The sequence below is a fragment of the Bacteroides sp. GM023 genome (assembly GCF_014750685.1).
GTDB lineage: Bacteria > Bacteroidota > Bacteroidia > Bacteroidales > Bacteroidaceae > Bacteroides.
This window is the reverse complement of the sequence record NZ_JAAXGE010000014.1, coordinates 295,500-310,409: the sequence shown is the minus strand read 5'-3', so window position 1 is coordinate 310,409 and position 14,910 is coordinate 295,500. Positions and strand designations below refer to the sequence as shown.

Below are 14,910 nucleotides of genomic sequence, written 5' to 3'. Positions count from 1 at the left end.
TGTAACTTAGTATCTGATTACTTATAATTTTAGCACTATGTAAATATGAATAGTAGTGGAAAACTAAGCATGTAACTTTTTGAATTGTAAAATGTTAATCTGCTTATATTTTGCTTTTTGTTGAAAAAAAAGTAGAATTTATGAGAAAGCTAACTCGTTTATGAGTGTTAAGCTTGTTGCAAAGGGATGAATATTCTAGAATAAATTCTATATTTGCTTTCGTTTTTGGTGAGTGTGACATAAAGATCACTTCAAAAAATGAATTAATGATATGAAACGCACAATTCTTATTTCTTTATTGCTTTTTATAGCTTCACAAGTTTTTTCTAATACAGGCAAATTTCAGCCGCAAGTCGATATTACAAATTTGAATGTAAATTCAGGTTTGTCAAGTAATGAAGTCACTTGTATTATTCAAGATGATTTGGGATTTATGTGGTTTGGTACGACAAATGGACTTTGTCGCTATGATGGTTATCTATTTAAGAATTACCGTTCGGACTATTTGTTTCCTTCACTTTTTGTTTCGAATCATGTTCTTCTTTTAGATAAAGACAACGATGGGAATTTGTGGGTTGTTACAACCAAAGAAGTGGTTATATTTAATCCTATGACAGGACGCACCACTTCTGTTCCCGTAGAGAATAATCTATTGAATAAGATTAAAAGTATATTGATTACCCGTAAAGGAGAAATTTTTTTAGGTACAACTAGTGGAATTTATAAATATAATATAGTTTCAAACGAGTTTATTTTACAAAAGAAAGCCTATGTACGTTCTTTGTATGAAGATTCTAGAGGTATCATTTGGGCAGGAACATGGGGAAGTGGCTTTTTTACTTTTAATCCGGAAAATTTGGAGATAATTGAATCAGTCACAAGTTTTCAAGGAAAACCTCTTAACGTAACAAGCTTTGTTGAGGATGAAAAGCATAGAATGTGGATTGCTACTTGGGATAGTGGTGGGCTGTTGAGATTGGATAAACCATTTGAACAGAAATTTGAGAATTATAAACTGTACCCATCGTCTGAACGTGAAGGTAGCTTGCCTAGTGGAGTCTTGTATAAATTGATTTATGATGATGAAAATGATGAAATTTGGGTTGGTACTGCCAAGGGATTAGCTGTTTTGAATGATTTGGAAAATACTGAAGGTTTTACCATTTACGGGGCGGATGTATTGGGCAGTAGTGAAATTTGGACTTTGTTTAGAAATGACAAGAATATAATTTGGACATCTGCTTTAGGTGGAGGTGTAAACAAAATGGTGAGAAGATATGTCTCTTTTGTTCATAATCCATTAGCAATTAAAAGGTCTGGAAGTGGAATCGTTACTTCTTTGTATGAAGATTCGGATGCTATCGTTTGGATGGGAGTACGCTTGGATATTTTGTTGTTATGGGACAGGAAAACAGGTAAGCAGTATTCATATAAAGATATAGATATACTTCGCGATTTGAATAGGGAGAGTAATGCTATTCAGGCAATAATGAAGCACCGTATAACTGGAAGTATTTGGTTAGGAACTCGTTATGACGGATTATATGTACTTAATTATCAAGATGGAAAAGCTGTTTCATTGAAGCGGTTACGGGATGAGTATCCAACGTTGAAGAATATAAATGTTTTGATACAAGATTCGGTTGGAAGAGTCTGGATTGGCACGGAGCAGGGATTATTTATTGGAAAATCCGTTGATAAGGAAAAGTATAGCATTGAACCTGTTGAAAAGGTTAATGCCGAGATAATGAATGAATGCGTACAGACCTTATTATATGATGAGGATGGCATATGGATAGGGACAAAGAATTATGGTGCTCTCCATTTGTCGGCAAATGAAGAATTGACTAAATATGATTTAGAAAATAAGAAACTTAATTATGATAACGTCTTATGCTTTTGCCGTGACTCTAAAGGCAGAATATGGATTGGAACTCAAGGTGGTGGGCTGAGCAGGTATAATAAGCAAACTGATAGCTTTGAAATGTTGGAAGCTATCCGGATGTTCTCAGATAATGCGATTTACTCTATTGTTGAGGATAAACAAGAAAACTTGTGGTTGGCTACAGGCAAGGGACTTGTTCGTATGAATTTGAAACAAAAAGATCATGTACTTTTATATACACAGAGTGATGGCATTGTCAATACTCAATTTGTGACGGGGGCTTCACTCGTACTCTCTGATTCAGAAATACTTTTTGGAGGATATAATGGGATAGACTGTTATGTGCCTCACCAAAACCGTATTGATTCTGTTGCTCCTAAAACGGTGATTGTGGATGTGTCAATTATGAATGTACCTTTGCAGGAATTAATAGATAAAAAGGAAATCAAAGAATGTGAACTTCCTCCTTATACAAAACAATTGACTTTAGGCTATGATCAGAATAATGTGATGCTTAACTTTAGTAGCATTTCGTATTCTAATCCCTATGCTAATCGTTATGCTTACCGAATGATAGGAGTCGATAAAGAATGGATATACGTAGATGCTAATAAAAGATATATTTCTTATAATAATTTGGCTAAAGGGAATTATATATTTCAAGTGAAGTCCTGTAATGAGAATAGTATTTGGTCTGACCCGACAGAACTGAAAATTGCTATATTGCCAGCTCCCTGGCTAACTTGGTGGGCATATTTGGTTTATGTATTATTGTTTGTTATAGGAACGTATATTGTGATTCGTACTATCAGACGGCGAATACTTCTGCAGAATGCATTAAAAATAGAACAGATTGAACATAAGAAATCAGAAGAAGTCAACCAAGCAAAACTGAAGTTCTTTACAAATATTTCTCATGAACTGTTTACACCTCTCAGTGTTCTACAATGTTCTATTGAAAGCCTTAAACAAGACGGGCAGACGGATGGACAAATGTTGAATATAATGAAAATTAATTTAAAGAGACTTCAACGTTTGTTACAACAGATTATGGAGTTTAGGAAAGCAGAGAGTGGCAACTTGAAATTGAAGGTAAGTTATAATAATATTGTAGTGTTTGTAAGAAACCTATGCGAAGAGAATTTTTATCCTCTATTGCAAGCGAAAAATATAACATTGAAGTTTCAGGCGGAGGAAGAAGTGATAATGGCTTATTTTGATGTGGACAAATTGGATAAGATTATTTATAATTTATTGTCTAATGCATTGAAATATAACTATCAGGATGGTATGGTATCGGTTTCTGTAGCTCAGGTTGTTCAAGAAGAAAAAAGATATTTGGTGTTAAAGGTTGAAAATACTGGTGATGGAATACCTGAAAACAAAATACCGTTGCTTTTTAAAAGATTTTATGAAGGAGATTATCGTAAATTTAAAACAAAAGGAACAGGCATAGGACTTTCCTTAACCAAGGATTTGGTGGAGTTGCATAAGGGGACAATTACCGTACAGAGTATACCGGGAGAAACAACCTTGTTTACAATCATTGTTCCGGCAGACAAAGAGAACTATACTGATGAACAACTGGATGAGGAAGTTGAATCTCAAGAAGAACAGAATAAAGAACTTTATAAATCTGCTCATGTGGCAGAAATAACAGAGAACGAAAATCAGAATGCTGGTATGGATGCTGTGAATAGCAACATGCCTGACAGGCAAATTCATGTGTTGCTGGTGGAAGATGATATTGACTTATTGACTGTGATGACAAAGGTGCTGGAGAAGCATTTTAGAATCAGTACAGCTGTTAATGGTAAAGAGGCGTTAGCCGTATTGAAAGAATCGGATCAGATAGAAATAGTAGTTACTGATTATGTAATGCCTGAGATGAACGGTATTGAATTATGTCGGGAAATCAGGGAAGATATTGCTCTGAATCATTTGCCGGTTGTTATGCTGACAGCCAAGACGCAGGCTGAATATCATTTGGAAGGATATGATGCAGGGGCTGATGTTTATATAACTAAACCTGTAGAAATGGCAATATTGATTGCACAGTTAAAAGCGCTGATTACCAATAGAAGGATTTTAGTTCAAAAGTTTCGTCAGCAAGACAATTTGAATGTACAGGAGTTGGGGCTTTCTCAATTGGACCAGGAGTTTCTTGATAAAGCTATATCAATTGTAGAGCAACAAATGGAAGATAGTGAATTTTCTAATGATGTATTTTGTCGCATGATGAATATGACACAGTCTACTTTATATAGGAAGCTGAAATCATTGACAGGAATGTCACCGAATGAATTTATACGTGATGTACGAATAAAAAAAGCATGTATGCTATTGCAACGTTCCGATTTACAAGTGTCCGATGTAGCGTATATGGTAGGATTTACTGACCCTAAATATTTTAGTTTGATATTTAAAAAAGAAAAAGGTATGTCTCCCACAAAGTATATGGAATCGTTAGGGCGTTAATCCGATGACTGATTTTTCCCCAGTGTTTGACTGATTTTTATCCGGTGTATAGGTCTGAAATGGCATAATTTTGCTTTTAATAATTTTAAGCTATACACCAGTGAGAAAACATGTTTGTAAATGGAAATATTTATGTGGCATACTATTTTTATATATGTTACCTTCCATAAGTGTGTCCGCAAAGAATCGTTCTTATCCTAATTCAGATTTGGTTGCGGTTGAATTTAATGAAGTAAAGGTAGATGATCCCTTTTGGAATGAACGTATTAAAGTCATCCAGGATGTGACACTTCCTTTGTTATTCCAGTTGGCGGAGAAACAGGGAAAAATTGATAATTTTCGAATTGTTTCCGGTAGAAAACAGGGAAAATTAAGGCTTTATAATGCTCCGGATTCAGACGTTTATAAATTATTGGAAGCGGCAGGCTATTCAATGAGTTTCTGTCGTAACCTGACTTTGGAGACTGTTTGTGACTCTATAATTGATGATATCGTTGCTGCGCAAGATAGCACCGGATACCTGCACACACAGTATATGCTTGATTTTGCTCATCCGGCAGCTCCGCAACCAGATCTGCCTAATGTCAATACATTTGGTTTTGGTCCTTCTAATCGTTGGAAATCTCTGAAAACTAATTGGCCTTTTGCTTATAGTCAACTTTATTGTGCAGGACATATGATGGAGGCGGGAGTCGCATATTATCGAGGGACAGGTAAAAAAAGGCTGCTAAATGCTGCAATCCGTTTTGCAGATTTAATTTGTAAAGATTTTGATGAGGATAAAATTAAAATGTATGCTGACCATCCGGAAGTTGAAATTGGATTGATGAAAATATATGAGATAACGGGGGATGCTAAATATCTTTATATGGCAGACTTGATGAGTCGATATATAAATTTCTCTCGTCCGGTAGATATTAATAAGGAGGAAAATTCCAAACCTCTGCATAAGCAGTCTTGTGCGTTTGGACATTGTGTACGGACGGCCTATATATATACTGGTGCAACAGATGTGGTACGTGCTACTGGTGCTGAAGATTTGAAAGAAAGCCTATTTAAACTTTGGGAAAGTATTGTAAAAGGGAAAATGTACATACATGGTGGAACAGGCAATGGTACTAAAGCGGAACAGCATGGGGATATGTATGATTTACCTATTTTTCCTACTTATAGTGAGTGTTGTGCGAATATTGCGCAGGCGCAATGGAATCATCGATTGAATCTTTTGTCTGGTGATGCCAGATATGCAGGCTTAGTTGAATTGGAAATGTTTAACAGTGCTTTATCAGGTATCAGTTTGGATGGAAAAAAGTTTTTTTATTCAAATAAAATTAATATAAACAATCGAAAACGAAAAAACAAGCATTCAGGGATTAGGGAAACCTACCTGTTTTGTTGCCCTTCAAAATTGCCCGGTTTTATAACGGGAATTGGGCGCTGGATATATGCTAAGGATGATAATGGTATATATGTTAATCAATTTATAGGAAGTCAGCTGAAAACGAAGTTGAAAGGAAAAGCAGTATGCTTACGGCAATTTTCGGATTATGCTTACCAGGGAAAAACAAAACTTCAAATAGAAACGAGTGGCTGTTTTGCTCTACATATCCGTATTCCGCAATGGTTGGCAAAGGAACATATTCCGAACTCTCCTTATTATTATTATGGCGATGAAATGCAAAAGGGGTATGTGTTACAGATCAATGGTGAGGAGTATGTTGTACCAGCAAATAAGAAGGGATATCTTACCTTGGAGCGAAATTGGAAAAAGGGTGATACGGTAGATGTAATTTTTGATATGAGTATTCGTAGGATATATACGAATGACAAAATTAAAGCAAATCAAGGACGAGTGGCGATGATGAGGGGGCCTTTATTATACTGTTTAGAAGGGATAGATAATGCTTTTGACATTCTTTCTATGATGTTGCCGGTAGAAAGTAAGGTAAATGCCATTTATTCAAAAGAAATATTGGGGGGGATAATGACATTGGAAGGCATAGGATTATTAGATGGTGAGCATGTTCAATTTAAGGCTGTACCATATTTTATGTGGGAAAATCGTGGAACTTCACCAATGGCTCTTTTATTGATAGAGGAACCTGATAAGATATATAAGGAAAAAGAGGAGAGTTCGACTGACTATAATACAAATGGATAACTTTAGATTTGTAGTATGAGAGAAAATATAATTATCGGTTTGACATTGATAACTGCATTACCAATGGCTGCCCGGGAAAAACAACAAAAACATCCTAATCTGATTTTTGTGATAACGGACCAGCTTAGGAATGATGTATTCGGATGTCGTGGAGACGAAATAGCGAGGACACCCAATATCGACCGCTTTAAATCTGAAAGCGCGGACTTTACTAATGCTGTCGCTGTCACTCCTGTGTCAGCTGCGGCAAGAGCGTCTCTTTTTACAGGAAAATATACTTCAAGTACAGGGATGGTGATTAATGAATTACGGTTAAACCCAAACCAACGTGCTTGGGGACATGTCTTGACAGAAAATGGCTACAACACTTCATATATCGGTAAATGGCATTTGTATGGAACGTGTTCAGATCACCATCAAGATGAGTGTGCCTTCATTCCGAAAGGTCCCGATCGTTTGGGGTTTGATGGAGAGTGGAAGGCGTATAACTTCCATCATAACAATATGAATTCTTATTACTATGAAGATAAAAAAGAGAAAATTTATTATGGTGAAGGGACATATGAACCTGAAGAACAATTTAAAATGGCAAGCTGTTCTTTGGAACGTCTTTGTAAAGAAAAGAAGCCTTTTGCATTGTTTCTGTCAATAGGGGTTCCCCATGATCCATGGACAAAAGATAATGTGCCTGAGAAATATTATAACCGATACAAAGAAGTTCCTTTTATATTACCTTCCAATTGGAGTGATGTCCCCGACAAATATATGGATCGGAATGCAAATCCTGTAAAATGGATAACTTATTGGAAGCAGAATATTCCTGAAATGAAACGGGTGTATTATTCTATGGTATCCAGTATTGATGATTATATGGGTGAGTTGATGGATAAAGTTAGTAAACTGGGACTAGATGAAAATACGATTATCGTATTCTTTTCCGATCATGGAGAAATGTTTGGAGAAAACGGGCGTATATTCAAAATGATATTTTATGATAGTGCGGCTAAGGTACCTTTTATGATACGTTGGAAAGGTAAAATACTACCAGGACAGGAGATTGAAGCTTGTTTGAATACACCGGATATTATGCCGACTTTGTTAGGCATGATGCAGTTGCCGATTCCAGAAGCTGTAGAAGGCATGGATCTGTCTCCTTTGGCTTTTGGGAGAAAGTGTAAAGAACCGGATTTTGCATTTATGCAAGGGATGGGACATACGTTCCAATGGAAAGACGGGCATGAATGGAGATCTGTGCGTGATAAACAGTATACATATGCCAAATATTTAGTAGATGGCAAAGAGCTTCTGTTTGATAACATAAATGATCCCAAGCAGACTAGGAATTTGGTTGCAGAACCGAAATTTGCTAGAACATTAATAGAAAAGAGAGAACAAATGGCTTTTAAAATGAAAGAACTGAATGATAAATTTAAGCCTTGTTCTTGGTATCGTGGTCGCTGGGTGGATGAAAATAGATGCATACAAGCGTCAGCCAAAGGTTATTTTGGCAGATAAGGAGAGCTTGATGAAATATAAATATTAAAATATTATACAATGGATAAATTGTTGAAGTTATTGTTTTGTTGTCTTTTATTGACAATTGGATGCAGCGCTCAAAAGGTATATTATGAAGCTGCTAATTTGAAATTAACAGAGCGTTTTGTCTTGGATTCTTTACGTACGATTGATATGCAAATGCTCCCTTCTGTAGAGCCTGCTAACATGACTGAATTATCTAAAGGTACGCCGATAATGCATAAGCTTTGGAAGGTAGCTCTTTCGGATATTGAATCTAATATTGTTCAGACAAATAATGGAAGATACTTTGGTGCCGGGAAAAATTTCGGATTACGAATATATACTAGGGATATAAGTTTTTCAGGAATACTGGGGTTAAATGTACTTTACCCGGAAGAAATGCTAAGTTCATTGAAAACGAGTAGAGATGTCCGGTTAAAATTAGGGCTGCGTGTAGCTAAGGATTATCTTGTCCCAGGAATAGGTGGAGATTGGATGGAAGAATCGTTTGATGAGAAAACATACCTGAATAAGTATAATACCAATTCATATACGAGAAGAACGGATGATGTTGTATGGCTGTGGGCGACACGAGATTTATTTGAGAAAAATGAGAATTTGGCCGAATGGCAATGGTTATATGAAGTAGGGAAAAAATGTTTTGATAAACTTTATTCGCCTTTTTATGATGAATCAGATGGTCTGTATAGAGGTCAGGCTTCTTTTATAGATATTCATTTTGAACAATCAAAGGCAACTGGCTATCCTCAAGACTTTTCCATAGCCGATTGTGTATCTATTAAAGCCTTATCTACTAATTGCTTATATTATGAAGGGTTGCAGACGATGGCTATGGCCTGTCGGAAAACAGGCAGAAAGACGGAAGGAATAGAATGGGAGATGAGGGCTAAACATTTAAAAAATTCCATTCTGTCCAATCTTCGTTTTAAGGATGGTACGTTTTCTTATTTTAAATACATGAATGGTGAACTGGAATCCCGTCGAGATGCTCTTGGAAGTGCATTGGCTGTAATTACTGGAATTGTAAAAGGGAAAGATGCCAAAGTATGCCTATCTGATTATCCGGTAACATGGGCAGGAGTTCCTTTATTTCATCCTTTCTATCCATGGGCAAAAAGTTATCATAATAACACATCTTGGCCATTTGTAGATACCTTCTTCTTGTGGGCAAAGGAGCTTGCCGGACATAAAAGTTATGCTTCTCAAAATGCGGCCTTGTTGGCTCGTACTTGTGTGAAAGGGGGATCTTTTCATGAAGTTGTGAATTGGAAAACTAAAGAACCAGGAGGCTCAGGAAGGCAACTTTGGTCTGCATCAGCTTTTGTCAATGTTTGTTTGAGAGCAGGGTTAGTGGATGCAGAATAAGGGTAGAGTGGATAGAAACGTAAGTGATACTTATAAATATACACATGCTTATACAACTGCTATTTCTTAGATGGTTACCCCGCTTCTTTTTCAAGAGATCCAGTTCTACTTGATGATGCTCCTGATAGTACAAACAGGAGCTAAAAAATAGCTAAGGTAGATAGCAATAGATTCGTGACATTCACTATATCCCACCAAATGGTGATTTTAGAATGTTGAAGTATGAATACTAACAGGAAGTGAGTTGGAAGGGATGGATTTTAATAGTATATATACTACATATTATAAAAAGGCTTTTCTATTTACAAAGTCATATGTACATGATGAAATGATAGCGGAGGATATTGTTTCAGATGTATTGATAAAGCTATGGGAAATATTGAAGGAGCGTTCCATTGATTCTTTTGAAGGAATGTTGTTGACTATGCTTAAGAACCGTTCACTGGACTACTTGAAACATGCAATAGTAAAAGAAGATTTTTTGAGAAATATGGCTGATGTTTACCAAAGGGAGCTTCAGATACGTATATCTACTTTGGAAGCATGTGACTCTGACGAGTTATTATCTATGGAAATTCATGACATTATAACCAAAACATTACAAACATTACCTGAGCAAACTCGTATTATTTTTGAGTTGAGCCGCTTTTCAAATAAAACAAATCAGGAAATCGCATCTAGTATGAAACTTTCAGTGAAATCAGTTGAGTATCATATTACGAAGTCTTTGAAAACCCTTCGAATCAGTTTGAAAGACTATCTGCCTTTTATTATAATAATGAGTCTATTCTAAGAAAACATTTTTTGAGGGGAAAAGTTATAAATTTCTTCTTTCGTTTAGGGTGTTGAAGATATGAATCGTTTTATATATAAGAAGGATAGACATATTAAATCTGATAAAATGGAAAAGGAGAAATTATATAACTATATTAAAGGAGAAGTTTCTTTGGATGAGAAAGGGGAGATAACCCGTTGGTTAGAAGCTGATCCTAATCATATGAAAGAGTTTCTTGCTTTGCGTAAACTACATGACCTCAGTCTTTGGTACAAAAAAAAGGAAGAAATATCTTCAGTTGGTCATATGAATGCTCACCGTGCAGGTACAATGAAGAAAATCGTATTGGAATTCCTGAAGATAGCTGCGATTGTAGTTATTACATTGTTGAGTTTAAAATATTATCCATCAAGTAAGGAAAGTGAATATCAGACTTATTATACGCCTGAAGGACAAAGGGCCGAGTTGAAACTATCTGACGGAACCCGTGTGTGGCTTAATGCAAATTCCCGTTTGACTTATCCTGTTCATTTTGACTCTAAAAATAGAATAGTTACTTTAGAAGGAGAGGCTTTTTTCTCTGTAACGCGGAATGAAACACATCCTTTTATAGTACAGGCTAAAGGATATAATGTGGAAGTGTTAGGTACCGAATTTAATATAATCGCTTATAACCAATCCGATTTTTTTGAGACATCCTTGCTAAAAGGTGAAGTGATGGTAACAACTCCCTCAAAGGAGCGTGTTGCTTTGAAGCCTAAAATGAGGATATACAGTAAAGAAGGAAAAAATTATAAAGGAATGATTGCAAACATAGATCATTTTATGTGGAAGGATGGAATTATGAGCTTTAATCATGAAACTGTTAATGAAATTTTTGCTAAACTAGAGTTGTATTATAATATAAAGATCGAAGTTTATAACAAAGAACTGCTGAATTATAAATTTACAGGTAAATTCAGAACAATAGATGGAGTGGAACATATTTTAAAGGTACTCCAATTAAGGCACCGATTCACTTATCAGAATATTATTGATAAAAAAATCATCATCATTAAATAGAAATAGCCTATGGATAAATGAAAAATGTATGAAAAAAGCCGGCTAATGCGCTAACATTGTTCCGGCTTAGAGGTTTTGAATAGCCTTTGAAGTCAACTAACAATCTAAGTACTAAACTAAAACCATTGCAAATATATGAAAAATAATTTGTACAAGATATGTACTGTGCCTTATAATCTAAAATATTTTCTTCGAATTATGAAACTATGTTTATTGTTAACCATCTTGTTTGCTTCAAGTTTGTTTGCTAATGATGTAAACTCACAGAATGCAAAAGTGAATATCCCCGTAAGTAGTATGACTACGTTGCAACTGATTAGAACGATCGAGAGTCAGACTAAGTATCTTTTTGTGTATGACAAAAATGAGATAGATATAAATCGTAAAGTACAAATAAGCAGCTCAAATCATTCTGTTTCCACAGTTCTTAAAGAAGCTTTTGATGGTACTGACTTAATTTATGATATGGAAGGTAACAATATCATGATTATGAAAAGACCTTTGAAACAGAATATATTACAGACCAGAACGAAAAGAATAACCGGTATTGTTGTCGACAATACTGGAACTGGAGTGATAGGTGCAACTGTTAAAGTGTATGGTGCTGACCACGGAACAATTACTGATTTCGAGGGAAAGTTTACTATAACTGTGAGTTTGGGGAATAAAGTAGAGATCTCTTATATTGGTTATCAAACAACAGACTTTATTGTGGGAACAAGTTCTGAGTATCGAATTGTATTAAAAGAAGATACTCAAGCCCTGGAAGAAGTTGTGGTAGTTGGTTTTGGAACTCAAAAGAAAGAGAATCTGACAGGAGCGGTAGCCATGGTGAGTAGTGATGCCTTTATTTCAAGGGCAAATTCATCGGCCACCGAGATGTTACAAGGGGAGCTTCCGGGGTTAAATGTGCATACTAATGGCGGTGGTCTTGATAGTAATCCGGATTTGAATATCCGTGGTCTTGGCACGATTGGAAAAGGTTCGGAAGGAAGTCCCTTGGTATTGATTGATGGAATGGAGGGGGATATAAATACTCTTAACCCACAAGACATAGAAAGTGTATCTGTATTGAAAGATGCGGCGGCTTCTTCAATATATGGTTCCCGTGCTCCTTTTGGTGTGATTTTAATAAAAACAAAGGAAGGAACTCAAGGACGTACTAATATAAATTATACAGCCAATCTGCGTTGGAGTTCTCCTACAAACCTGCCATCAATGATGGATTCATATACGTTTATGACTTTTTTGAATGATGCCCAGGTAAATCAAGGTAAGGGGAATTTTTTTCAAGAGGATGTGCTTCAGCGGGTATTGGATTATCAAAACGGAAAAATAACTACAACCACAATACCTGACCCCAAAAATCCGAATGTGTGGGGATCCTATAAAGATGCTAATGCAAATGTGGATTGGTACGATGTCATGTATAAAGATGTTGCTTTTTCGCAGGAACACAACTTAAGCGTATCTGGTGGTAGTGATAGAATTAATTATTATGCGTCAGGGAATTATAATCACAGGGATGGGTTCATGAACTTTAATGCAGATTTCTCAAAACGATATTCACTTAATGCCAAGTTTTCTGCGAAGTTAACTGATTGGATGACTCTGTCGGTGAATGAAAGATTTGTAAGAAATGAATTCAAGCGTCCTACCTATCTGAATAATAACTATTTTCAGGCGTTGGCACGCCAAGGATGGCCAAACCTACCAGTCTATGATCCTAATGGTTATATGTTTGCGGCACCATCGCCTGCATTAAATATCAGGGATGGCGGAGATTTAAATCGACAAGTCGACTTGAATTATCATCAAATCCAATTGACTATAGAACCTGTAAAGTCATTTAAGATCTTCTCTGAATTTAATTATCGTACGACGAACTTTCAAGAAAATTACTCGGAACTGATTACTTATAATCACAATGTGAAAGGTGAACCCTATGCTTTTTCGCAGGTTTCGGGTTTGAATGAAAGTTATTACCGTGAGAACTATATGAATCTGAATATATATGGAGAATATGCCACTTCTATCAGTAAAAAGCATAATCTGAAATTAATGGTAGGTTTTCAGATAGAAGAAGAAAATAAGAAAAATATCAAGGCATATAAAAATGGCATAATGGTTCCCGAATCGCCTTATTTGGATACAACTAATGGATATGATTACAATGGAAATGCTGTTGCTCCGGTGGTCGGAGGTGGTTTTGTCGATTGGGCTACAGCCGGCTTTTTCGGAAGAATAAACTACGATTATGAGGGACGATATCTGGCAGAGGTTAATATGCGCTATGATGGCTCATCCCGTTTTAGAGCTAATGACCGATGGGCATTGTTTCCTTCTTTTTCTTTAGGGTGGAACTTGGCTCATGAGAACTTTTGGGGTAATTTATCTAAATATATAGGTTCCTTTAAATTACGCGGTTCTTATGGTACACTGGGAAATCAACTGACAACTAATTATTATCCTACATTCCCGATTATGAATACAGAAATGGGAGCTGGTAACTGGTTGGTGGGTGGTTTGAAGCCTAATATAAGTTCTGCACCGGCTTTGGTGTCCAGTAATTTGACATGGGAAACGATAAAAAGCTGGAATATTGGTGTTGATTTTGGTTGTTTTGAAAATCGATTAACAGGTTCTTTTGATTATTTTAATCGTTCTACTTATGATATGGTAGGGCCTGCCCGTGAATTGCCTGTTGTGTTAGGAACAGATGTCCCGATGGAAAATAATACAGATTTATCCACCTATGGTTGGGAACTGAGTTTGAAATGGAGAGATCGTTTGAGGAATGGTTTGGGCTATAGCGTTTCATTTCATTTGTCGGATGCTAAAACTAAGATCTTGTCCTATCCTAATGAAGCACTGAATCTGGACTCAAAACTTTATAGAACCGGACAAATGTATGGTGAAATTTGGGGATATAAAACCATAGGAATTGCCAGAAGCCAGGAAGAAATGGACACACACTTAGCCTCATTACCTCATGGCGGGCAAGATGCATTAGGAAATAACTGGAATGCAGGTGATATTATGTATGCTGATTTGAATGGGGATGGTAAAATTGATTCAGGAGCAAACACAGAAACCAATCATGGAGATTTGATGATTATAGGAAATGAGACGCCACGATACAATTTTGCAATTAATTTATCTGCGGATTGGAAAGGATTTGATATACGTGTGTTTTTCCAGGGAGTAATGAAACGGGATTATTTTCAGAATGGTTATTATTTTTGGGGAAATGATAAGAATGTATGGTGGTCTACTGGTTTCACAGAACATAAGGATTATTTTCGATTGGATGAAAGTCATCCTTTAGGACAGAATCTGACGTCATATTATCCCCGTCCTATTTTTGGAACAGAAAAGAACAAACAGGTTCAAAGTCGTTATTTGCAGGATGCTTCTTATATTAGGCTAAAGAATTTGCAGATAGGATATACTATTCCAGCCCGTATTGTTCAAAAAATCAACATACAGAATCTACGTGTTTATTTTTCGGGAGAGAATTTATGGACAGGAACAAAACTCAGTTCCATATTTGATCCTGAACTTTTAGGAAAAGGGTATAATGGAAACGCTTACCCACTTTCCAGGACCTTATCAATGGGGATTAGTGTTAACTTTTAAAATAAT

At 36.1% G+C, this 14,910-nt stretch carries 7 protein-coding genes; all 7 read left to right on the top strand.

All coding sequences use genetic code 11. The annotated features are described in order from the left end of the window. The first annotated feature begins 271 nt into the window (after positions 1–271). The 7 genes from HC965_RS23815 to HC965_RS23785 all read left to right on the top strand — a co-directional run bounded on the left by HC965_RS23815 (position 272) and on the right by HC965_RS23785 (position 14,904). Positions 272–4,363, top strand: coding sequence for a two-component regulator propeller domain-containing protein (locus tag HC965_RS23815; RefSeq protein ID WP_191033816.1), 4,092 nt, complete (start codon positions 272–274; stop codon positions 4,361–4,363). 100 nt (positions 4,364–4,463) lie between these two features. Continuing rightward, entirely contained in the window at positions 4,464–6,524 is a 2,061-nt protein-coding gene (locus HC965_RS23810; RefSeq protein WP_191033815.1) for a beta-L-arabinofuranosidase domain-containing protein, read from the top strand. Positions 6,525–6,539: 15 nt separating this feature from the next. Next, positions 6,540–8,039: a sulfatase gene (locus HC965_RS23805; protein WP_191033814.1), complete on the top strand. Its 1,500-nt coding sequence runs from the start codon at positions 6,540–6,542 to the stop codon at positions 8,037–8,039. A gap of 39 nt (positions 8,040–8,078) precedes the next feature. Next, positions 8,079–9,428: a hypothetical protein gene (locus tag HC965_RS23800; RefSeq protein ID WP_191033813.1), complete on the top strand. Its 1,350-nt coding sequence runs from the start codon at positions 8,079–8,081 to the stop codon at positions 9,426–9,428. A 253-nt stretch (positions 9,429–9,681) separates the two neighbouring features. Then, positions 9,682–10,221 (top strand): RNA polymerase sigma-70 factor, encoded by a 540-nt coding sequence (locus HC965_RS23795; protein ID WP_191033812.1) that lies wholly within the window; start codon positions 9,682–9,684, stop codon positions 10,219–10,221. 108 nt (positions 10,222–10,329) lie between these two features. Then, entirely contained in the window at positions 10,330–11,265 is a 936-nt protein-coding gene (locus HC965_RS23790) for a FecR family protein (protein ID WP_191033811.1), read from the top strand. Positions 11,266–11,463: 198 nt separating this feature from the next. Continuing rightward, positions 11,464–14,904, top strand: a complete 3,441-nt coding sequence (locus HC965_RS23785) for a TonB-dependent receptor (protein WP_223855002.1) — start codon at positions 11,464–11,466, stop codon at positions 14,902–14,904. The last annotated feature ends 6 nt before the right edge of the window (positions 14,905–14,910 follow it).

What these genes read in the sequence shown, in the direction of transcription:
- HC965_RS23815 (WP_191033816.1), top strand. Translation starts at nt 272, where the DNA reads ATGAAACGCACAATTCTTATTTCTTTATTGCTTTTTATAGCTTCACAA.
- HC965_RS23805 (WP_191033814.1), top strand. Translation starts at nt 6,540, where the DNA reads ATGAGAGAAAATATAATTATCGGTTTGACATTGATAACTGCATTACCA.
- HC965_RS23800 (WP_191033813.1), top strand. Translation starts at nt 8,079, where the DNA reads ATGGATAAATTGTTGAAGTTATTGTTTTGTTGTCTTTTATTGACAATT.
- HC965_RS23795 (WP_191033812.1), top strand. Translation starts at nt 9,682, where the DNA reads ATGGATTTTAATAGTATATATACTACATATTATAAAAAGGCTTTTCTA.
- HC965_RS23790 (WP_191033811.1), top strand. Translation starts at nt 10,330, where the DNA reads ATGGAAAAGGAGAAATTATATAACTATATTAAAGGAGAAGTTTCTTTG.
- HC965_RS23785 (WP_223855002.1), top strand. Translation starts at nt 11,464, where the DNA reads ATGAAACTATGTTTATTGTTAACCATCTTGTTTGCTTCAAGTTTGTTT.